Raw genomic sequence first — 21288 nt, 5'->3', positions numbered from 1 at the left:
CCTATGGAAATCCACCTTACCATTATTGGCATTCTGCTCGTTCTGCTTGCCCTTATTCACGTCATCTTTCCACGTTATTTCAACTGGTCGCAAGAGTTAGCGGGTTTAAGTGTTATTAACCGGGAAATGATTTATGTGCATACCTTTTTCATTGCCTTCATTGTTTTTCTGATGGGCTTGTTGTGTCTGTTCTCGGCTAATGACCTGCTTCATACACCATTAGGAAAGCACATCTGCCTGGGGCTGGGGATATTCTGGTTCCTCAGGTTGCTGGTGCAGTTTTTTGGATACTCGGCAGTGTTGTGGAAAGGAAAGCGGTTTGAAACGGGTGTCCATGTATTGTTTACGACATTATGGGGGTATTTTACAGCAATCTTCTTTTTTGGGTATTTTTATTAACGAATTTTTTGCGATGGAAAACTACCTGGAATGGTCTGAAAGGAACAAATTATTATGAGATCTCATTGACTACCAAAAAAAAAAACGAGATTGAGATTAAAAAACAGTTTATTAATGAAAACATTTACTTATTGCTATTTCATAATCACGAACATCATTTATTAATAAAATAATTTCAACGCAACACAATAAAGCCTGTTTTCCGGCGTATTATATATCGAGAGCGTTAATTTAGATGAACGGGAATTGTCCATAGTGATGATTCCCGTTTTCTTTTGTACCTTGATTTCATTTGTTTCCCTGCAGAAAGTGGAGAGGCACTTAAATTAACGTCAAAGCGCTTTTATCTAAATGAATATTACCAAACCCGTTTTTCTCTTCCTTTTATTGATATCTCTAGGGATATTGGTTTTTGAAGGTGAATACCTATCTACTCAGTATAACCAAACCCTCAGAAAAGTGGAGTTTAACAGATTTCAAATAAAATCTTTAAAAGGAAGTGCGGAGAGCCTGTTGAATCAACCTGGAAGGAAATTTTATTTTCTGGACTTTAAAAATTTAAAAGAGTCAGATCCATTTAAAATTTTATTGACTCGCAAAAACCTCACCTATAATTCAAATGGTGGGTATATTATCAATTCCTTTAGAGGAAAAAATGTTTACGCAAAGGGGATATTACCGAAATTATTCGATGGTGTTTTTTTCATTAAAGAATCCACACCAATTCATCTTATTGATTAAAACACCTCAGACTATGAAGAAATCCAATAACGAGATTATGAAGAAACCAAAAACAAAACAGGTTAAATCCAAACAGATCGATGAATGGATACTTATGGGCAGGGCCATATTACGAAATGATTTGAGACCTAAAGATATGGAAGGTTGGTCCGACTATTACCTTTTCGATAATAACGGGCTCTTAATTAGAGATACTTTCGAACGGAAAAATGCTACACTTTATGAAGAATATTCTGAGTACGTAGAATTTAATAAAAAACTCGAAGATAGAATAAAGCGAGCAAATAAACAGATTATATCTCCTAACGCATCTTTTCCTGGGTTAATACAGGTGACAATTGAGCATTTTAAAGTAATGATCGGAGAAAGTGATAAAATCCTTGCGAACGAATTTGCACTAGAATCTGATGTTCTGGATTATTCAATACTTAGTTTAACTTATTTGGATAAGGCAATTAAGAAAACACTGAAAATCTATGATGCCGGAGATTTCGAAGAAAAATATGCAGTGTGCATCTCAGCTTATTGCGGGGAGGTAATGAGAAGAAAGGTTGATGGGGAATGGAAGATTACTGGCAATGCTGCTGGAATATTAGACCAGATACTAATAGAGGAAAAGACCAATCCAAAACATTCCTATCGTCCTGAAATACCTATAGCACTAATACTCTCAGGCGATGCTCCTAAAGGTTCAAACTTAAAGATTGAGGTCGACGCGCAATTGCACAAATATGGTTTTATAAAAGGAAATGAGGAACATTACGACCTTCAATGATGGTATGCCGTTTTAAACGAACCATTGCTCTAGTTTTGAATAAGGTAGGGGTTTCTCTCTACCTTAACATAATTCTTTGCACCGGGAACTCTTCCATCAGAGGGTTAAAACTTTATACTAGTTGCTTAAGCCTCAACCACTTTATCCCAAACCACCCTATCAATAAACCCACCACAACAATCATCCACCACCACCAGGCCAGCGCCGTCATGTTGTTACTAATTCTTCGCCACAGCTTTTTCATTGTTACGCTGCTGTACCTGAACTTTTGTCCTGGTATTAGCTGACCCGGTATTAAGCGTTTCGGTATTCCTTTTCTCCTTCTTCCACAACTCTGATCTCCACTTCGCCCACAGCCGCTATAAACAGAATACTTTATAACCCCCTTTGGCCATATACGCCATTGAAGTTCTAAGGTACTGCTGTCGTGGCTCAAAATAGTCCATTGCTGTGCTGCGGTTACTTCGCTTTATAAGCTCAGCTGATTGCTTTTGGTGTTAGTTGAAGTTTCCGTGTGTAGCATGCTGCAGGCGGCGCATAGCGCCAGCCCGAGCAATACTAACTTTCTCATAACCCGCCTCCCTTCAGCCAATCGGCAAAATATTTAATGGTGCGGATGTGGCGGTATTTGCTGTACACTCCATCGCCTTCGTGGCTGCCTGCCGTATTGGTGTTGCCGTCAATGGTAATGATCTACGAGCCACGCTGCGTTTTTACAATACCGCAGTGGCCATCCGTTTCAGGCTGGCAAAATAACTCCAAAAATATCAGCGGGCTGAAATAAACTGCTCGATTTTCCGAGCAATTTATGTTTTGTTAATAAGGTTGTTCCACAACTGTACATATTTGGGTACAATAACCAATTACACTTCCATTTTGGTCTGTCCAATTTTGGTTGTATTGATTGTGAATATTCTGATCAAAGCAACGACTTTGACACTCTGCATCAATAGTAGTGCCTCCCATAACATTTTTCATTTCTGACCTAGTCAGACGTTTGATTTCTTGCGTTTTAATTTTCATCTAGATTAAATAATTGGGTTTTAAGTGTTTATAATGGGGTCTTCATTGCTGCTAATTCTTTCTCATATTGTGGGTTTGAACCCCCACTCAACTTTATAGCCTCCTCCATATTCTTTATTGCTTCTTCCTTATTACCAACCTTAAATAAAAGATTACTATAGGTATTTATAAACCAGGGTTTTGGAGAACTTTCAGCATCAAGAACTTTTCTAGACCACTCAAGTGCTATTGGAAAGTACAACGGTTCCTCACAAAACAATAATATTGTTCTTCCATAGCTATCAAGTTTGCTTACTTCAAGGTCTTTTCCCGCTATTTTCAGGTACTCATTTACTGCGTCTGTGTAGCCCCTCCAATTTCTTTCCCACTGATAGTACATTATTTTGGATTCATTTAAAATCTCTGTGGCATACTCCGGGTATTTTCTTTTTAAATTGGCGTCAATGCTTTCCCAATCTATATTTTTGTTATTCTGCCCCTGATATTCATAGAAACCAATTCCAAATATTTTCTTTACACCATTTTTCTTTAACAGTGGAAATACTTCCTCTTCAAATACAATAGTCTTAATCAAAGCTTTTGCCGTTCCCTCACCCATTACGGAGTCAACGGCAATGCTATTATTGATAAGTATTGGATAACCTACATCAGTTGTTTTAGTCGTTGATCTGGTAATGAGCTTAATATTTTTTGTTGTTAACAGGTTTTTTTGTTTCGATAAATAAAGATTAGAATAGTTCATCCCCTGTTCATAATCTTTATTCATTTGTGCTGAGCTAATTAGCGACAGAAGAAAGGTAGTATCCCTACGGCCTGTTTCAAATAAATGCTTTAAAGTTGAGTATTGTGTTGCAGGCTTCAGTGCTTGTTCTGCACTAGCGATGAACTCCTTGGCATTAAAATTTGCTGAGATTGAATGGACCATCTCTCCATTAGTATTAAAAAACAAATAAGTTGGATAGCTATTGATTTTATATAATTTTCTTAAATATTCTACATCATTATACCATCCCTGAATATATGAATCATCTTTTTTTGTCTTATCGAATTGTACCTTAAGATTTATAAAATTCTTATTAAAAAAATCCCCAACTTCTTGTTTTGTGAAAACGTTTAAGGCCATCTCCTTACATGGGATACACCATGTTGTATAGGCGTCAAGGAAAATTATTTTATTTTCTTTTTTTGATTTTTCTATAATAGCTTTCCAGCCTGGCAATTTTTCGAAATTAATTCCTGAGGTTTGGGCAACGACGTTGTGAATATTTATGATGGAAAAAAATAGAATCGTGATTATTGAATATTTCATGCTTCAATTTAATTTTATAAATTAAGAAATATCTATGACTTTGAAACCATAGATGCATTATTTTACGTTTTCAAAAACTACAGTAATTTTTTTTGAAAACGTTAGCAAGCCAGGAAGTATAGGCCAGGCCTCCATAAGTTATAACAGTCCATACCTCACCTGTCGCCATCTTTGTTCCGAGTGAAATCGGTCACATTAATCAAGAGATAATTAAATACCCTGCACGCTTCCGCAATTTATAAAATTTTACAAGAAGTTTTGGGAAGACTTTCATTGAATTATATACTGGTGGAATCAGTCTATGAAACCACCAGTAATCTATTCTAGCATTCCACCAGGCTACCTTGAGAGCAAGTAGGGTTTGAGCCTGTAACGCAGTCACTGCATACAATTTCTTTACCTCCTGAACCTGTTGAATATCCGTTCGGGCAACATTTATAGCTTTTAGGCTTTTCAACTACGCCACCCATAATTGTTTTCATTTCATTTCTGTTTAATAAATTAACTTTTTTCATTTTTTTAAGTTTTGAAGTAAATAAAGGTTTTATCATTCTTTCACGCAAGAACAACTTAAGCGATGGCAGTTAAGCCGCCATTCATTTTAGGACGTTTGTTTGCAACCAAAAGCCCAATTTTCCGGAATATTCTTTAGCTTTTCTAAAACATCAAGTTTTTTAAATCATCAATCTTATAAGGAATAGGGATTTTATATCCATTAATAAAAACAGTTGGTGTATAGGTAATATCTGCCATCTTACACCAATCCCTTTGCATTTTTGCAAGGGATAAACTTTCATCTGTTGCAACAGCAGGATATTGTTCCTTTAAAAGTTTGAAGGTTTTTATACGGCCAGAATACCAATCTTCCAAGGCATTTTGGGCTAACATTTCCGTGCTTACATTTAGTGAAAGAATATGATTAGCTACTTGAGCCCCGGGATCTGACAGGTCATCAGCAACATGAAATAGCATCTTTATTTTAATACTTTCGTCTTCTGATGACCAGGTTTTCGCAATTCCATGTGTTTGAAGACATGGTGAACAAAAAGGATCACTTACAATTGTAATAACATTTTCTCCATTCTCATTTCCAAAAATTATAGGCTTTACATTATCTGGTACTGCATATCTTGGCTGATTGTAAAGAGCCTGAGTAAATAAATTGGCATTATACTTAAAGCCATTCAACTGAAACTTTAATCCTCCAACTTGAACCTTATATTTCAGGAGTGGCTTTAATAAACCCCATATTACAATAGGAATAAGTAGGCATAAAAATATATTGAAAAGGATTCTGAAGTCAATAATTGTAGTTGCTGAGAACAGGCCCAAAGTGAATGCAGAAATAAATTCAATCCACAAAATAAGTTGAACTGTACAACATAAAATACACCACTTATTATTTTTATACTGATATACAATTGAATATATACTATATGGCAAGCTAAATAGATTTACCCAAACAAGAACATACACTGCATTGTATTCCAAAAGTAAGGCCAGCAAGGTACCTGCAAAATAAAAAAAACCAATTTCGCTCCAACTAAGCCAGGAAGTAACATTTGCTGCATCTGATCTCAGTAATTTAGAGCAGTCACTTTTCCCCATTTTACAGATGTTTTGAACTGTAATGTTTTCTATACCATAACTCTGTGATAACAGCATAATTGTTGTTATCACACCAATAAGCTTTATAAAAATCATACTGGGAAATGATAAGTAAATAGTCTTTGCCTGAAAACCCGCAAATATTATCCAACCAAGTATTAAAAAAAACAATGGTATAGTAAGCTGATTGAGGATATACTTCAGTTTATTGTCCATATAGTTTTGTTCCCCGCTGCTTAGGTCTTTTTTTGCATGTAGCGCTATGCCATCCCAAATTTTTAAAAAGTCTTCTTCAGGAACACTGATTTTTCCGATAAATTCATCTTTGTAATTAACTTTACCGTTCTCGATTTTTTGAACCAAAACAAACTTCTTTTCCACATCTTTTATACTGGCTAAGAATGGAAAATTCAGTTCACTGGAATCATATTCAGATTTTTCTATTCTATAGGCTTCATTACTAACTTTAAGCTGTCTTAGACAGTCACTGATAGATAACAAACTCGGATAGTTGGGATGATCTTTTAAAATTGATCTAACAGTGTCTTTATTGAACTTCACCTTTAAACTTCTTAAAAGTTCAAAAGATATATACTCTGAATTTAGATTTGGACTTCTGGAATTCATACATTAATCATTTTATATCTATAGTTTCGTAAAATATAGCCTTTTAGTACTTGATGAAAACTCCGCAATGATTTGCGTTTATTGGGTTTAACTAAGCGTTTTAAGCGTATTATTTAAATCTGATCAATTCAAAAACGTTTCTAAATGCTTAAATATATTACCTCATTCAAATTCCTAACTAATCGATTTAGGAGAATCAAGAGGGTTTTTATTTTTACGAATTTTCTGACAATTTATCTATTATCCAAGTGCCTAATACGACAATTACACCAAAGCACCTTTTTCCAGGACACATCGTTCATTTTGGCTGACAAAATCAAACATAATTTGGAGATTGAGGACGATTAAACCTCCGATTCGTTATGTATATAATTTTAAGAGCATTTTTTATCAATATGCGATGGTGGGTCTACTAAAACCAACCTCAACCACCTTATCCCAAACCAACCTATCAATAAACCCACCACAACAATCACCCACCACCACCAGGCCAGCACCGTTATCTTGTTGCTGTTCTTCGCTGTATTTTTTTCATTGTTACGCTGTTCAACCTGAACTTTTGTGCTGGTATTAGCTGACCCGGTATTAAGCGTTTCGGTATTCCTTTGCTCTTTCTTCCACAATTCCATCATCGCCACCTCCCCAACAAAGCCGCTATCAGCAGAATACTTTACCACTCCTTTCGGCCATATACGCCATTGAAGTTCCGAGGTGCTACTATCCTGACTTAATATAGTCCATTGCTGTGCTGCGGTTACTTCGCTTTTTAAGTTCAGCTGATTGCTTTTGGCGTTAGTTAAAGTTTCCTTACGCAGCACGCTGCAGGCGGCGCATAGCGCCAGCCCGAGCAATACTAACTTTCTCATAACCCGCCTCCCTTCAGCCAATCGGCAAAATATTTAATGGTGCGGATGTGGCGGTATTTGGTGTATACCCCATCGCCTTCGCGGCTACCTGCCGTGTTGGTGTTGCCTTCAATGGTAATGATCCACGAGCCACGCTGCGTTTTTACGATGCCACAATGGGCAATGCGTTTCAGGCTGGCAAAGTAAATCCCAAAAACATCAGCAGGCTGCGGCACAGATACACGTTTGCTCACAGGAAACAAGCCCGGGCTCCAGGCTGTGCGCGGTGTTTCGTAGCCGGCTTTTCCGTATACCCAGCTCACAAATGAAGCGCACCAGGGATCGCCGTTGTTATTGCCGGTGTAATGCAGGTAGCTTTCTACGGCTACGCCATCGTTTTTGCCTGTGGCTTCACGGGCGCCGAGCTGACTTTCAGCCACCTGGAGGATGGCTTCGCGTTTGCTCAAGGATGAATATCCGGCGCTTCGCCCGGTGTTTAGAAAATCGCTGCCACACAGGCCACTGCTCCAAAAAACAGTAACGCAAAGCAGGCATAGTAAAAACTTAATTGCTTCCATGATGATAAATCTTTAAACTGTAAAACCATAAAATGAATGTTGGGTAAACCCAGCGTGCTCCAGGCGGCGCAAAGCAAATACCAGCTGATGGTAAGCAATGCCAGAAAAGTCAGAATGCTGAACAACAACAGCTGCCATACCGCTGCATCAAGTACCGCTGTAGTGGTATTGAAAAAGCCAGCGAAGAGCGGTGCCAACTGATAAGCTAAAATCAGCAGCAGTATGCCTGTAACCCAATAATAGTGTACTTTATTGATCCGTAGTAACGGATCCATGATGAGTGTTTTCATAATGTTAATGATTGAATTAATGAATGAGTGAATTTTGAAAGCGCAGCCGCAATTAAGTGATTTCGTGCTGGCCCAGGTACCAGCTGTTTGATACCTTTTTGCCATTGGCCGAAACATATGCAGCATATACATGCACGGCTTTACCTACATAACTTTCATCCAAAGTGAAAATACCACTACCATCTGTCCGTTTGGCTACGTCGAACTTCCAGCAAGGCCAGTCGATGGTATCTCCCAGCACCACCACAAGCAGTTCATCATCATCGCAGTGGAAGGCATTTGTTAATACCGGCCAGCTTAAAAATATAGTACCTGCACCTGCAGCTTTTACCTTGCATGTTGATGGTGGATTCAGGGATCCATGGCTCAGCTTTACTTTCGCATAATCTATACTCAATTCCGGCCAGGTACCTGCAATTGCCTCTTTGCTGTGGTAACTCGTTGCTTTATTTACCGGATGATGATTAGGTTTAACATATTGGTATCCCACCATAATCACCTCTTTTAAAGCGCCTACAAACTGAGCCGCTAACTTCATGCGTTCGCGCTGTTCCAGCTGCTTTGGTGATGGCGGCCTATTGCTTTTGCACGGTAATGATTTCAAATAAAATTTTCCATTGCGGTTGCTGCCTACTACTTTACCAAGCTTACCGCTAAATCCGTCGAGCGGACCTCTTCCCATAAATGCCATAATATTTTCTTTTATGTTTTCTAAAAAAGTGGGGCTCTGAACAAGCCCCACCGGTTAATTTAGCTTAGGCCACTACAATTGGCCCGGCATAGGTGCTTTTCGACCTGCGGATGTTATCGCGATCGATGTAAAAGATATACACCTCCACATCCTGGCCTGAAAAGTCGGCGGGCAACACATAGTCTGCAGTACCGTCTCCCCTCAGGGCGAAATCGGATTTGATGGAGAAATAATCCTGTGCCATGTTGTACACCAGCAACACCATCCTGTCGTCGGTAAACCCATTAAGCTCATTCAGCTGCGGGTTCCAGCTCACGGTAAGCGTTGCTGCCGCTGTAGAGGTTACCGATACACCAATTGGTCTCAACAGCGTTCCTTTACTAATCTGCAAAATACTATGGTCCAGCGCAAAATCCGGCGATGTTCCAGTAATGGCATTCGCCAGGGCAAACTGTACCCCCATGTTATAGCCTGTTGCTTTGTTGTTGGTTTGGCCTTTGTAGCCCATGTTCAGTACATCTTTTATCGGCGATAAAAAAGCAACCACAAGGGCAAACTTCAATCGTTGCTCTATCTGCTTTTCTGTGGCCGGTTTCGTACTCTTTTTGTACAAGCCTTTGATGTAATCCAAATCATTCCAGCTACTGCCGATGATACTTCCGGCCTTGCCGGAGAAGCCGCCCAGGGCCCCTTTTCTGATAATTCCCATAATCTTAATTTTTAAGTTAAATGGCTAAATGGCCGGCCGGTACATCTAGCACGAAACAAACATAGGCTTGGAAATGAGGCTGTTAAAATTTTGACCCGATTTGGACTGATTTGACCCGTTTTGGACTGAATTTAGGTATCGCGAGGTGAGATTTTAGAGATTAGACCTGATACAAGAGAAGTGAGACACGAGATTTGAGAGGTGAGAAAAATGTGCGCCTGATCGGGGAAGGGATCACTCAATTCCCAGACAACTGGTTACCAAACGGGGGAAAAGTTCGGGCGGGTTTGCGCGTGGCTTTTGGTGCCACCTGAACACGGGGCGAACTTGTGCCGAACTTTTCCCGAAGTTGTGTGCCACTTTTCCGGGGCATTTCCCGAAGCCTTCCCGAACACTGGTCGAAGCCGGGTAAAGGGTTTCCCGAACAACTCCCGAACAACCCGGCCAGCGCTCCCGAACAAAAATTGAAAAAAAGATTAGAAAATGTTCTTTCCTGAAGAGGATAAAACGACTAAAATGAGGATGAAAAATCGGTACTATTACCGCGCCTTGAGTTTAAAGTTATGATGAATCGATTGCTTTCAGGCATTTGCTACATGATGAATACGACGCAAAACGACGTGTGGCAGAGTTTAAAAAGCACTTTGGCAAAAACCTAAACTATATGTCAAAGAAGGATATGGCCAGCTTCGTGGACATTGAATACACTTATTTCCTCGGGTTTTATAATGATAAAGCTTAATACGGTATACACCATTATTTCACAGTAAGATCATTGTGATTTTCAAGTGATTTTCATGGGTTTTCACCAACAGCATGGGGCGGTTTCCTACCGAACTTAGTACCAGAGATTGATACCCTAAGTCCTGATGACCTGAATCTGTACCGATACGGTTATGATCCAGCCAGCGGAGTGGTTCCGCCACAGGGATGAAGCTTTTCAATTTCAGGGAAAATTAATATAACCATGAAAAATGTAGTTAAACCGGATCAAGTTATTATGAATATCCTAAGCGGATTGCTGATTGTGCTATGGGTTTACGCTGCGGGCAGTAAACTCATGGTTGTTCATACTTTTGAGCATCAGCTAAGCTTACAGCATTTACCCGAAGGCTTAGTTCCAGTGCTTACCTGGGCATTGCCGATCATTGAACTTATGGCCGCCGGTTTACTCATCGTTCCTGCTACGATCAAGGTAGGGTTTTTTCTATCTGCTGTTTTGCTTGTGGGTTTCAGCAGTTACATCACCTTAGTGCTTGCCGGCTTTTTTAAGGATACCCCTTGCTCGTGCGGTGGCATACTTTCTCAGTTGGGGTGGACTGAGCACCTGATTTTCAATTTCATTTTTTTAATTTTTAGTTTACTGGGCTTTTCACTTTGGAGAAAGGAGGTTAGCGGAGAATAAATAACATACATTGGTTGGTGAAACCAGGTTTTGCTTCCCTAGTTACAGAAAGAAGTTTTATATTTTTTAACTAAACTTTTTCGCTTGCTTTTTCAATTGCAATAAAGCATCCTTAATTATGATCAATACAATCAAAAACCTAAGCAAAGGCCTGTTGGCTGCTGCTTTCGGTTTGGCGCTAGTGTTTGCTGGTTCGGCATTTAAACCTGCTGAAAGCAAACACAACAGAGCGGCACTTTACTGGTACCGCGTATCGTACGATGATATGACCAACCATCCTAATGGTTATATCAAAAGCGGCACTACAGTATATGCCAATGCGGAACAGGAAAATGTAGTTTCTCCCTGCGACGAGGGCGATGAATTAGACTGTTTAAGGGGTTTTGCGAGTCCGTTAACCGTTTTTCCAAACGACGATTTAACTACTCCAAAAATCCAGAAACCTAATGAGTAGCCTGCGATCCCGCAGAAGTTTCTTTTCTGCGGGATTTTTATATCATTTTGTTCTAATTTCATCCCTCCGATATGCTTTTCTTGATACTACAGGCTTATTGTTCATTAGGTTCTTCAAATCGGCCGAGGTGAACCCAGTGGTAACTGCCCTCACTATTCCTTTTGGATCAACAATAATCATGAAGGGACAGGCGCCAATATTAAAACGGTGAAACATCACTGAATCATAAGCTATGGCCAGTGTCAGATCCTGTTCTTTGCGGTTCATCTCAAAGAGTTCCCGAATGGCTTTGTCATCTCCTGCTTTCGAATACAATGAGCCGTTGTATCCAACTAATAAGAATCTTACACTGTCTTTAAAGACTGCTTTCATTTGATTGAGGATTGGCATTTTGTGTAAACATATAGAACAATGCCGGTTCCAGCCATCTAGCACAAACCATTTCCCTGCAAAACTTGCTTTGGTTAAGGTCTTTTGATCGGCATATTTTACGTTTGTAAATTTAAAATCGGGCATTGGTTTGCCTACTTCAGGATATTCTTTATCGTTCTGCTGGGCCATGAGCTGAAGGGTGCTCATCACAAGAATTAATAAATAAGTGTACTTTTTCATATCTGTATTTAATTAGTGTAACCTTCGTTTTGTGTGAGGTTTGGATTTTTTTTGATTTCAGCAAGTGGGATAGGGTAAAGTGCGGCATAAGGTTTCCAGGTCGCCGCTTTTAATATTGAAAAGAGATTATTCACTTTTTGTGTTCTTTTCAAATCGAACCAACGGTGACCCCATTCGCAAAACAGTTCAATTTGCCGCTCTTTCATAATCGCGTTAAGCAATGCTTCTTTGCTGATATTAGGATTAGTATTTTTGATTAATGATAATCCTGCCCTTTGCCTGATGACATCAACATCGGTAATAGCCCCCGATAAATCACCCAGTTGTGTTTTAGCTTCAGCACGAATCAGGTACAGTTCAGCTAACCGTTGTACAATGTAATTTTCAGTCACGGTAGTACTACTTCTCACCTTGTATTTGTTTGCATAGTAATAAACCACACTGCTTACGGTATTACTTTTTAACCAGCTGGTTTTTCTATTATCTCCATTCTCAAAAGCTACTAACAAATTGCTATGAATAGCATACGTGGGCCGTACAGTGGTGGATGATGGAATTAAGGTAGTGGCTTCTGATACATTTGCAGTTGGTCGTGCCAGAGACAGCAATGACTCTTTTGATGTAGCAAGAAAAACGTTTGCCAGTGGTTCAAGACTGTATTTCCCTGAAGCAATTACTTCTGTCGCTTGCGTTATTGCATTCTGCCAATCTTCATTGTACAAATATACCCGTGCCAAAAGTCCGGTAACCGTTTCTTTATTTACCCGGTTAGTTTCAGTAGTGTTGTTATTGAGATAAGATTTTGCCTGTAATAAATCAGCAATTAACTGGGGATAAATCGTCGGGACCTCAGTACGGGATAAATTGCTGTTGAGGTCATAATCGGTACTGGTAATGTAAGGCACGCTCCCGAATAAATTAATCATGTACAAATAGTGTAAAGCCCTTATGTAGAGCATTTCTGCCAGCAACCGATCTCTCAGCTTAGTGCTGATGGCTGTTGAATTTTGTAAGCCCTCAATGACGGCGTTTGCATGATAGATGTTTTTATAAGGATTGCTCCAGAAGGTGCTGAGTACAGTCGCATCATCAGATAATAACTGATTGTTTTTATAGGCATCGGTTCCCGTGCTTGATAATGTATTGACTAATTCATCTGCCGAAAGGCCGGGATAAATGGTCATTCCTCCATTTGCAAAAGTTAGCCCTGAGGCAATCATTTGTGCATACAAACCTGTAGCAGCAGCAATAGCCGTTTGATCGCTTTCGAAAACCCGGCTAAGCTCAGCCTGAGTGGTCGGTGCATCTACTTCTACAAACTTTTTACAGGAGCTGAAAGTAATGATCAGGATGGCAAGTAAAAATTTATTTTTCATGGTTATAAGTTTAGTTGAAGTCCAAATACAAATGTTTTGAGTGGAGGCAATACATAGAAGTTTTGCGTTTCAGGGTCACTTCCTTTGTAACCAGTGATGGTAAGTACATTTTGTGCCTGTGCATACACCCTGCACGCTTGCAAGGGCGAATGTTTTAGCCAGCGTTGGGGTAATGACCATGAGCAGTTAATGTTACGCAACTTGATGAAAGAAGCATCTGTATACAGACCATCAGATAGCCGGAGGTAACCAAGCAGCCCCGCTGTACTATTGGCGGCTGTTGTTAACCTTTGCACCGGGCTATCATCACCGGGGTTTTGCCAGTGCTCCAACACCAGTTCGGGTTGGTTATACATTTTACCCGGTGTTGAGGTCGATAATTGATTCACATAATTTAAGCCGGTTTGCCTCGTAAATTGAAAGAAGAAAGAAAACTCGATATTGCCTATACTTACATTATTCTGTAGTCCACCACTAAATCTCGCGTCTTTGTCGCCAAAAACCTGATAGTCAGCTGAGGTTAAGCTACCATCCCCATTTAAATCTTCAAAGGTATACAAGCCGGTTTGCGGGTTTACCCCAAGGTATTTCAGTGCCCTGATTACACCTAAGGATTTACCTTCAATGTAAGACCCGCTGTAACTCGATGATGAGAGGTTTGGGAAATCGATCAGTTTATTTCTATTGCCTGAAATGTTGAAAGCTGAAGTCCATTTAAACTTATTGCTACGCAAATTTACAGTTGTGAGTGTAAACTCTAAACCAGCGTTTTGTACCAGACCCGGAAAGTTTTTTACAACCTGAAAAAAGCCTGTTTGACTGGGCAAAGTATAATTGATCAGCTGGTTGCTGCAACGGTTGCGGTAATATGCAGCAGTCAATAAAATGCGGTCATTTAGAAAACCAAGCTCTAATCCTATTTCAGCCTTGCGGATGCGCTCCCAATTATAGTCTGGATTAAAAAGTGTATTGGGGCGTAGCCCTGCCAGCCCGTTATAAGTACTTGTAGTGTTGCTCCACAAGTTTAAATATTTATAATCACCAATCTGATCGTTGCCGGTAACACCATAACTTGCCCTAAGCTTTCCCGAGCTTAAAAAGGGTAAATTATTCCTGATTAAATCTTCATTGCTAAAAAGCCAGGCCAAACCTACTGCTCCAAAATTGGCCATTTGCTTATCGGGTCCAAAACGGCTGGAACCATCCCTCCTTCCACTAATGTTGAGGATGTAACGGTCCATGTAATTGTAGTTTACCCTGCCAAATAATGCACTATAACGATACAGAGATTCATCATTTGATGCCGTGATCGTCCCTGCGGCTGCGATGCTGTTCAACAATAAATCTGAACTGTAATTGTTGCCGGTTTGATAATCTGACTCACTGCTTTTAGACTGTAACGTTAAACCAATCATTGCGCTTAATTTCCCCCATTTGACCGAAACCTTATAATCGGCCTGAGGTTCAATGATCCAGTTTTGCAACTGTGAGGATGAAAACCCGGATGACGCCCTAACACCATAATCGCTGATCAAATAAGGATCGATGGATGTTGATGGTTTCAGTGACGAACCTTTAGTGAAAAAAGCATTGTATCCCAAGTTCGTTTTTAAGGTTAATCCTTCCACTATTATATAGTTCAGAATCAGGTTGCCTGTCAGGTTGCTGTTATTGCCATTGAAGGTTTCGTTGAGCAGTGCTAACGGGTTGACTATATCCCCATTTCCGAGGGTGTTATACACTACTCCACTGTCTGCCCAACTCAGGTTTCTCGCTTCGTCGTATAAGCGCAAATTAGGTGGCAGATTGAGATACCTGCTAAAGTCTTTACCTGGCAGCCTGTTTTCGTCATTGGCAAATTGCGCACTAAACTGAACTGCAAAACGGTTATTGTTACTGCGGTGGTTAACGTTTAAACTTACAGAAGCCACCTGATCAGCAAAATCTTTACTAAACACAGCGGTTTGCCTGTGGTAATTTCCACCCAAACGGAAATTGGTTTGCTCATTGCCTCCGGTAACCGTAAGTTGCATCTGGGCATCGTGTGCCGTATTGCCAATCAGCAGCTTTCTGAAATCAGTATAGCGTGTGGTGTCCCAAAGCATAATATCAGGGGCATTGGCTGCGGTAGGCGTAATGCCATCATTTTTAAAGGCCTCCTTTCGCATGGCAACATACTGGCTGGTATTCAGCATATTCATTGTTCTGCCAACCCGGCTGAAACCTGTATAACTATTAACAGCAAAGTTGGTTTTGCCGTACTTCGCTTTTTTTGTTGTAATCAGTATCACGCCATTGGCACCCCGGCTCCCATAGATGGCGGTTGCATCGGCATCTTTCAACACATCAATACTTTCAATGTCCTGAGGGTTGATGGTATTCAAGGGACTTAATCCTCCTTCGCCGGCACTATTCATTGCAGCCGAATTTAAACGGGAGATAGCTGTATTGCCCTGTTCAAAAGGTACACCATCAATAATAAATAAGGGATCATTTTGTGACTTACTGAGATCCAGTGCCGATTGCCCGCGAATCAAAACCTTAAACGATGATCCGGCAACACCACTCGTTTGGGTAATCGTTAAGCCGGGTACGCGCCCCTGTAACGCTGCCAGTGGATTGGTTACTGGTTGCTGCTCAATATCTGCGGCCTTTATGGTTGTAATATTGCCTGTATTTAAACGCCTTGTAGTCTGGCCGTAACCCATCACCTGCACTTCATCAAGATTGCCTGTTTCTTCGTCCAATATAATTTCCAGATTGTTTCGGTTGGCGGCGGAGTAATTGATTATAATTGTTTTGTACCCTGTGTAACTAATCGATAGTGTGCCTATGCTTTCCGTTACTTGCATTTTAAATTCACCCGCATCATTGGTGCTGCTTGCTGCAGCTGATTTTGTTTTTATAGAGGCACGTGCCAGCGGCTTACCGATGTGATTCATTACCCGCCCCTTAATACTGATGATAGCCTGTCCATTAACCGAAAAGTTTAGGCATAGCAATACCAGTACAGCAAATAGTATATTTTTTTGCATGTTAGTATTTGTGTAAAAGTTTAGAGAATTTTCGTGAGTTCCGGATAAACTGGAACAGGTTGAAAAGCAGGCTGCAAGAATTAAAGAACCATTATTTGTCGTGCAGCCTGTCATTTACAATTACTCTGGCTGTCGCGGTTTCATTGCGTGAAGCCTGTTGAAGTGGTAAAATGAACGATGTTTCATAATATAGTTAGTTTGGTTTATTTTCAATGAACCATATAAATTTTAGTTCACCACAAAAGAACCTTTAAAACCTGGCTGCCCTGGCACCACGCGCTCCTCGTGATGCAGCAGGCCGCTCAGGAATCATACATCGCCCTCTCTTGCGATATCTTGCTTTTGTTGACCAAAATCAAAAAAATATTACTAAGCCATGGTTTTCCGGGCTATTTCCGGAAAACCGTTATGGTAATTAGTAAAAAGTTGCTTACCTTGGCGTTACGACACAACCCTAGCAATGCACCTTATGCCTAATCAACATAGGGGCTTAGTACCAGTTCGAAAATTAACCCCTCAATCAGGCAGCTGTTTGCGTTTCCGCATTCATGCCTTCTTCATTTAGGGCAATTTTTCTACCTGGAATTTCTAACAAGCATCGGGATGTGGAACTGGTAAAGTTCTTAAACAAATAAGGGGAATGATCAAATGCTTCCATTCAAGGGAAATAAAACAGCTCAAAAAAGCGTAATTTTTTCGTTTTCATTACATGGTGTATTTGGTTATGTAAAAACGATGGGTACTCATTAAGCAGAAAGGGAACCGGATTGGTGGAAAACCAATAGGGCGAACTTCAATGCTTTTGAAACTGGTACCGTCAGGACCACTCAAGCGCAAGCTTGAGCCTCGCAAAAGACTGACATGAAATTCGCCCTATTGAATAATATATCAAAGATATAAATATCCAATAGAAAGCGAACTCACGATCGGCTCATGCGAAGTTTGACGGTTTCGTTTCATGAGTGACATCGTAAAAAGCGAGACTTATCGCGCTTCTATTTGTCGCTATAATTATCTGATAACAAATATAGTGAAAAAAACGAACGCTCCAAATAGACGGAGCATATTTTATGCAATATATTTCTGAACCTATCTCTGAGCTCGATTATTTAGTTATTCTTCGGGTTAAACAACTCCGTATAGACCGTAATATGTCACAAAGAAGTTTAAGTGTTGATATGAAACTCAGCAAAAGTTTTGTTGGCAAGGTTGAAGCACTTGGTCAGCCAGAAAAATATAGCGTCCGGCATCTATGGTTAATTAAAGACGCTTTAAAACTTGAGGATATCAAAGACATTTTTGAGGGCATAAGTGTAAAACACGATCTGATTGAGATTGTCTACGAAAAGATTCCGAAGTTAAATAAAGATGGTAAAGAAAGTAAACAGTTTGATGAAAAGGTCATTGAGATTCGACCAATACCAAAAGAAGACAAAGGAGAAAAAATGTAGCGCAATTAAAACATGCGCTTTTGACCTGTTTTTCTTTCACAAATAAATTTGGCACAACATATACGATTAGTGAAATTAACAAACGTTTAGCTACCAGTTTTGAAGGCACCGTAATAAAAATAGGAAGAAAGATGATGAGAATGCAACTAAAGGGCCAAAACCTGAATATTACAAGTTAATAAAAATAGACTCATTATAATATTACTAGACTTGCTAAATTTTCTTATTGAAAGGAAACGGGAGAAATCGACAGGCAACATTCGCCTGCCGATCTAGGGTGATCTTCCTCTTGTAGAAAAAATCTAATTTACTTGAATTTGCTTGATTGACCTTATAACGATCTGAGGATTATTTTTATAAAGTGTTACTATGCCCTTAACACAAACTCTTTTTTTCAAAAAAATAGTTGGCGGATTGATTTCCAAAAAGCCACTGCCTCTGCGAAATATTACTACTGTAAGTTTTTCCTTAGGAAATTTTCCTCCCAGATTGATAAAATCAATATCTAATAACGACTTAATATCATATACGGAATCACAAATAGTGACCCTCTGCCCTATATTTCTATAGCAATCGTCATTGAGATTTGTTTCTAGGCGTAAGTAACAGTAACGATTAGGGATGAAAAAAAAATGTGCTTAATTTTTTCATAACACAAAATACTAAGATTTCGGAATATGAGCAAATAGCATGTAATATTTAGTACATAAATTATTAGTTTAACCAAAATCCTTATGTAGTTCTCATCCGATGGCGTGACACGGTTTAAGTTTCACTTTCAATTTATTTCAATGAGAAAAAAATTAGTTATTAAAGCATTTGTCTTTATTATTGACGATTACGTATGCCTTAAGCAAACTAGCAAATGGCTGACAGAATTACAATTAATCCCGGGACTTGGGAGCCTTTTCTATATTTTCGAGGAGGATGAAGTTATCCCGGAATTAGAAAATAATAAACTTTATTTAATTCAAAAAGTGACTGAAGTATGGTATCATCGTGACGAATGTGATATCGGGATCGTGTTTTACGGGGATACTTTGTATTAAAGGTTTAAGCAAGGGCTTGGCCTTTGCTTAAACGATAAGATGTTTAATAGCTCTAAATCAACTCCGCCTTTTTTGAGTAGAAATAATTTCGTCTGTTAAAAAAATACAATTCTAGCTCATCTCCCCTTACGTAAATCTATGAAGAAAGCAATCTTTGCTATTCATAAAACAAATTTTTCTGAATATTGTATCTTAGTATATTTCTTGATGTCTTAAATATTATCGCCTGCTTTATAAAATGTAAAGGTTAGGTTGAGGGGTAAAAACTTAATATTTCGACTTTAAATGACTATTTGCATTGATCTGTTAATATAAATACTGATTATTAAGTATTTCAGTATCCATCATTTTCTATTAAATTGCTCTCAAAACCAGAATAAACTAGATCCCGTTCCTTATCGTTTTAACGAGGCAAAATGTTTCTTACTATTTATTCAACCGTAAAAAAGTATTTATAACTTATTATTACTGATTAGAATTTCGAATAAGAACTTTGAGGAGATAATAGGTTTTTAATGAAATATGCCTAAGCTACATCACAAATAAGCGTAATAATATACTATGGATAGAATTACAGAAAGTTTAATATCTGAGCTGATACTTAATCAGGAATTAATTTCTGAGGGAGAGTCAAAAGATTTTGAAAGATTATCAAATTATTCAATTATATCAAATGAGTACAATAAAACTTTCGAGATTGAAACTTTAACAGTTGGAGATGGAAATGATACTGGCATTGATGGAATAGCAATTATCGTCAATGGTCAGCTTGTAGAAAGTATTGAAGAAGTTCAAGATTTGTTAGATAGAAACAGTTTTTTGGAGGTTAACTATATCTTTATTCAATCGAAAACTAGTGCATCGTTTGATGGTTCAGATATAAACACGTTTCTTTTTGGTGTCTTAGATTTTTTTTCTCAACAACCTAAATTAGTACGGAACTTCGATATTATAAAATTTGCTGAAATATCTAATTTTATATATAGTAAAGCCCCTCACCTAAAAGAAAACCCTAATTTAAAACTTTATTACGTAACAACGGGTAAGTGGTCGGATGATTCAAATATTAAGGGAATTATAGATAGTGGCGTAAATAATTTAGAACAAACCAATTTATTTGATAATATACAGTTCCATCCATTTGGAGCTCGTGAACTTGCAAATGCCTATCGTAAAACTAAAGAATCAATAAGCACTACGATTACTTTTACGAATAGAATTACACTACCAAAAATTAATGGTATATCTCAGGCGTATATAGGGTTTCTATCATTTGACGAGTTCGAAAAAATTGTGTCTGATAAAGAAGGTAATTTATTTAATGTATTTGAAGATAATGTTAGGGATTTTCAAGGTGAGAATAATGATGTAAATGGTGGAATTGCTAATACTTTAAATAACGATGATTCTGAGATATTCAGTGTTTTAAATAATGGAGTTACAATTGTTGCAAGTTCAATTTCCCCTACAGGAGATCAGTTTACCATTAATGATTATCAAATCGTTAATGGGTGTCAGACAAGTAATGTGCTTTATAATAATAAAAAGGGACCGAATATAAGGAAGGTGCATATTCCAATAAAATTGATTGCAACAACCGACGATGAAGTAAAGACTCGTATTACCTTAGCAACTAATAATCAAACGCCCATTAAAAAAGAGCAGCTAGCGGCTTTAACAGCTTTTCAAAGAAGTCTTGAGCAATATTATAATTCTTTTACTGGAGATGAGCGGCTTTATTATGAACGTCGAGCGAAGCAATATAATTCGGATAATTCAGTTATAAAAGCTAAAATCATTACAGTCCCACTTCAAATTAAATCATTTGCGGCTATGTTTTTGGATGAGCCTCATAATGTTACCAGTTTCTTTGGCTTAATAGTTAGAAGGTTAAACGAAAAGAAGGCCCAAATTTTTAAGGAAGACCATGTTTACTCTCCTTATTTCGTTAGTGGCCTAGCCTATTACAAACTCGAATCTCATTTTAGAAAAAATCTTTTAGACAAAAATTACAAAAAAGTTAGGTTTCATTTGCTTATGCTTTTCAGAATACTCGGAAATACTGACCCCCTTCCACCATTTAATAGCAGAAAAATGGATAGATATTGTAATCAGTTGATAGAAATTTTGAAAGACGATACAAAATCTTTGAAGTTGTTTAAAAAATGTATTGATATAATTGATAACGCGGATTTTGATATTGAGGAGAAGCAAGATCTTAAATTAGTTGGTAAAACCAAGAACCTAATTGAACATATAAAAAAGTAAAGATGAAGTTTACGCTTGACAGAATTCGAGTTTTTGGTAGTAA

At 38.5% G+C, this 21288-nt stretch carries 20 protein-coding genes; 8 read left to right on the top strand and 12 right to left on the bottom strand.

Annotated elements, in window-relative coordinates:
- Positions 1–3 precede the first annotated feature (3 nt).
- The 3 genes from R2Q80_RS07925 to R2Q80_RS07915 all read left to right on the top strand — a co-directional run bounded on the left by R2Q80_RS07925 (position 4) and on the right by R2Q80_RS07915 (position 1915).
- Positions 4–399: a hypothetical protein gene (locus R2Q80_RS07925; protein ID WP_316799080.1), complete on the top strand. Its 396-nt coding sequence runs from the start codon at positions 4–6 to the stop codon at positions 397–399.
- Between the two features lie 351 nt (positions 400–750).
- A complete protein-coding gene (locus R2Q80_RS07920) occupies positions 751–1140 on the top strand; it encodes a hypothetical protein (RefSeq protein ID WP_316799079.1) in 390 nt (129 codons plus the stop codon).
- Positions 1141–1153: 13 nt separating this feature from the next.
- Positions 1154–1915, top strand: a complete 762-nt coding sequence (locus R2Q80_RS07915) for a hypothetical protein (protein WP_316799078.1) — start codon at positions 1154–1156, stop codon at positions 1913–1915.
- A gap of 816 nt (positions 1916–2731) precedes the next feature.
- Here R2Q80_RS07915 and R2Q80_RS07910 read toward each other — a convergent pair.
- The 9 genes from R2Q80_RS07910 to R2Q80_RS07870 form a co-directional block, all read right to left on the bottom strand.
- A complete protein-coding gene (locus R2Q80_RS07910) occupies positions 2732–2938 on the bottom strand; it encodes a hypothetical protein (RefSeq protein ID WP_316799077.1) in 207 nt (68 codons plus the stop codon).
- A gap of 28 nt (positions 2939–2966) precedes the next feature.
- The gene (locus R2Q80_RS07905) at positions 2967–4247 is read right to left on the bottom strand and encodes a thioredoxin family protein (protein ID WP_316799076.1); all 1281 of its coding nucleotides are present in this window, start codon (positions 4245–4247) and stop codon (positions 2967–2969) included.
- A 323-nt stretch (positions 4248–4570) separates the two neighbouring features.
- Positions 4571–4762, bottom strand: coding sequence for a hypothetical protein (locus tag R2Q80_RS07900; RefSeq protein ID WP_316799075.1), 192 nt, complete (start codon positions 4760–4762; stop codon positions 4571–4573).
- A gap of 142 nt (positions 4763–4904) precedes the next feature.
- A complete protein-coding gene (locus tag R2Q80_RS07895; protein ID WP_316799074.1) occupies positions 4905–6482 on the bottom strand; it encodes a cysteine peptidase family C39 domain-containing protein in 1578 nt (525 codons plus the stop codon).
- A gap of 374 nt (positions 6483–6856) precedes the next feature.
- On the bottom strand, positions 6857–7348 hold the full coding sequence (locus tag R2Q80_RS07890) for a hypothetical protein (protein ID WP_316799073.1): 492 nt from the start codon (positions 7346–7348) through the stop codon (positions 6857–6859).
- Positions 7345–7794, bottom strand: a complete 450-nt coding sequence (locus R2Q80_RS07885; protein WP_316799072.1) for a peptidoglycan-binding protein — start codon at positions 7792–7794, stop codon at positions 7345–7347. The genes R2Q80_RS07890 and R2Q80_RS07885 overlap by 4 nt, the downstream gene beginning before the upstream one ends.
- A 29-nt stretch (positions 7795–7823) precedes the next feature.
- Positions 7824–8195, bottom strand: coding sequence for a hypothetical protein (locus R2Q80_RS07880; protein ID WP_316799071.1), 372 nt, complete (start codon positions 8193–8195; stop codon positions 7824–7826).
- A 52-nt stretch (positions 8196–8247) separates the two neighbouring features.
- Positions 8248–8886, bottom strand: a complete 639-nt coding sequence (locus R2Q80_RS07875; RefSeq protein ID WP_316799070.1) for a DUF6266 family protein — start codon at positions 8884–8886, stop codon at positions 8248–8250.
- Positions 8887–8950: 64 nt separating this feature from the next.
- Entirely contained in the window at positions 8951–9595 is a 645-nt protein-coding gene (locus R2Q80_RS07870) for a DUF6266 family protein (protein WP_316799069.1), read from the bottom strand.
- A 1000-nt stretch (positions 9596–10595) separates the two neighbouring features.
- Here R2Q80_RS07870 and R2Q80_RS07865 point away from each other — a divergent pair.
- Positions 10596–11000 carry a MauE/DoxX family redox-associated membrane protein gene (locus tag R2Q80_RS07865; protein WP_316799068.1) on the top strand — a complete coding sequence of 135 codons (405 nt, stop codon included), beginning with the start codon at positions 10596–10598 and terminating at the stop codon, positions 10998–11000.
- A gap of 118 nt (positions 11001–11118) precedes the next feature.
- Entirely contained in the window at positions 11119–11454 is a 336-nt protein-coding gene (locus R2Q80_RS07860) for a hypothetical protein (RefSeq protein WP_316799067.1), read from the top strand.
- 42 nt (positions 11455–11496) lie between these two features.
- Here the strand turns inward: R2Q80_RS07860 and R2Q80_RS07855 are convergent, their stop codons facing one another.
- From R2Q80_RS07855 to R2Q80_RS07845, 3 genes are read right to left on the bottom strand one after another with little or no spacing between them, the layout of a single operon-like run.
- Complete coding sequence (locus R2Q80_RS07855; RefSeq protein WP_316799066.1) at positions 11497–12066, bottom strand: TlpA disulfide reductase family protein; 570 nt, start codon at positions 12064–12066, stop codon at positions 11497–11499.
- A gap of 8 nt (positions 12067–12074) precedes the next feature.
- Positions 12075–13442, bottom strand: a complete 1368-nt coding sequence (locus tag R2Q80_RS07850) for a RagB/SusD family nutrient uptake outer membrane protein (protein ID WP_316799065.1) — start codon at positions 13440–13442, stop codon at positions 12075–12077.
- A gap of 2 nt (positions 13443–13444) precedes the next feature.
- Positions 13445–16477 carry a SusC/RagA family TonB-linked outer membrane protein gene (locus R2Q80_RS07845; RefSeq protein WP_316799064.1) on the bottom strand — a complete coding sequence of 1011 codons (3033 nt, stop codon included), beginning with the start codon at positions 16475–16477 and terminating at the stop codon, positions 13445–13447.
- A 1151-nt stretch (positions 16478–17628) separates the two neighbouring features.
- On the opposite strand from R2Q80_RS07845, the gene R2Q80_RS07840 reads away from it, so the two are divergent.
- The 3 genes from R2Q80_RS07840 (at position 17629) to R2Q80_RS07830 (ending at position 21245) form a co-directional block, all read left to right on the top strand.
- Complete coding sequence (locus tag R2Q80_RS07840; protein ID WP_316799063.1) at positions 17629–17928, top strand: XRE family transcriptional regulator; 300 nt, start codon at positions 17629–17631, stop codon at positions 17926–17928.
- Between the two features lie 791 nt (positions 17929–18719).
- Positions 18720–18977 (top strand): hypothetical protein, encoded by a 258-nt coding sequence (locus R2Q80_RS07835; RefSeq protein WP_316799062.1) that lies wholly within the window; start codon positions 18720–18722, stop codon positions 18975–18977.
- 561 nt (positions 18978–19538) lie between these two features.
- Positions 19539–21245, top strand: a complete 1707-nt coding sequence (locus R2Q80_RS07830) for an AIPR family protein (RefSeq protein ID WP_316799061.1) — start codon at positions 19539–19541, stop codon at positions 21243–21245.
- Positions 21246–21288: the final 43 nt, after the last annotated feature.

Origin of the sequence: Pedobacter frigidisoli (assembly GCF_032678525.1) — a bacterium.
GTDB classification, from domain to species: Bacteria; Bacteroidota; Bacteroidia; order Sphingobacteriales; family Sphingobacteriaceae; genus Pedobacter; species Pedobacter frigidisoli_A.
This window is presented reverse-complemented; position numbering and strand designations above follow the sequence as displayed.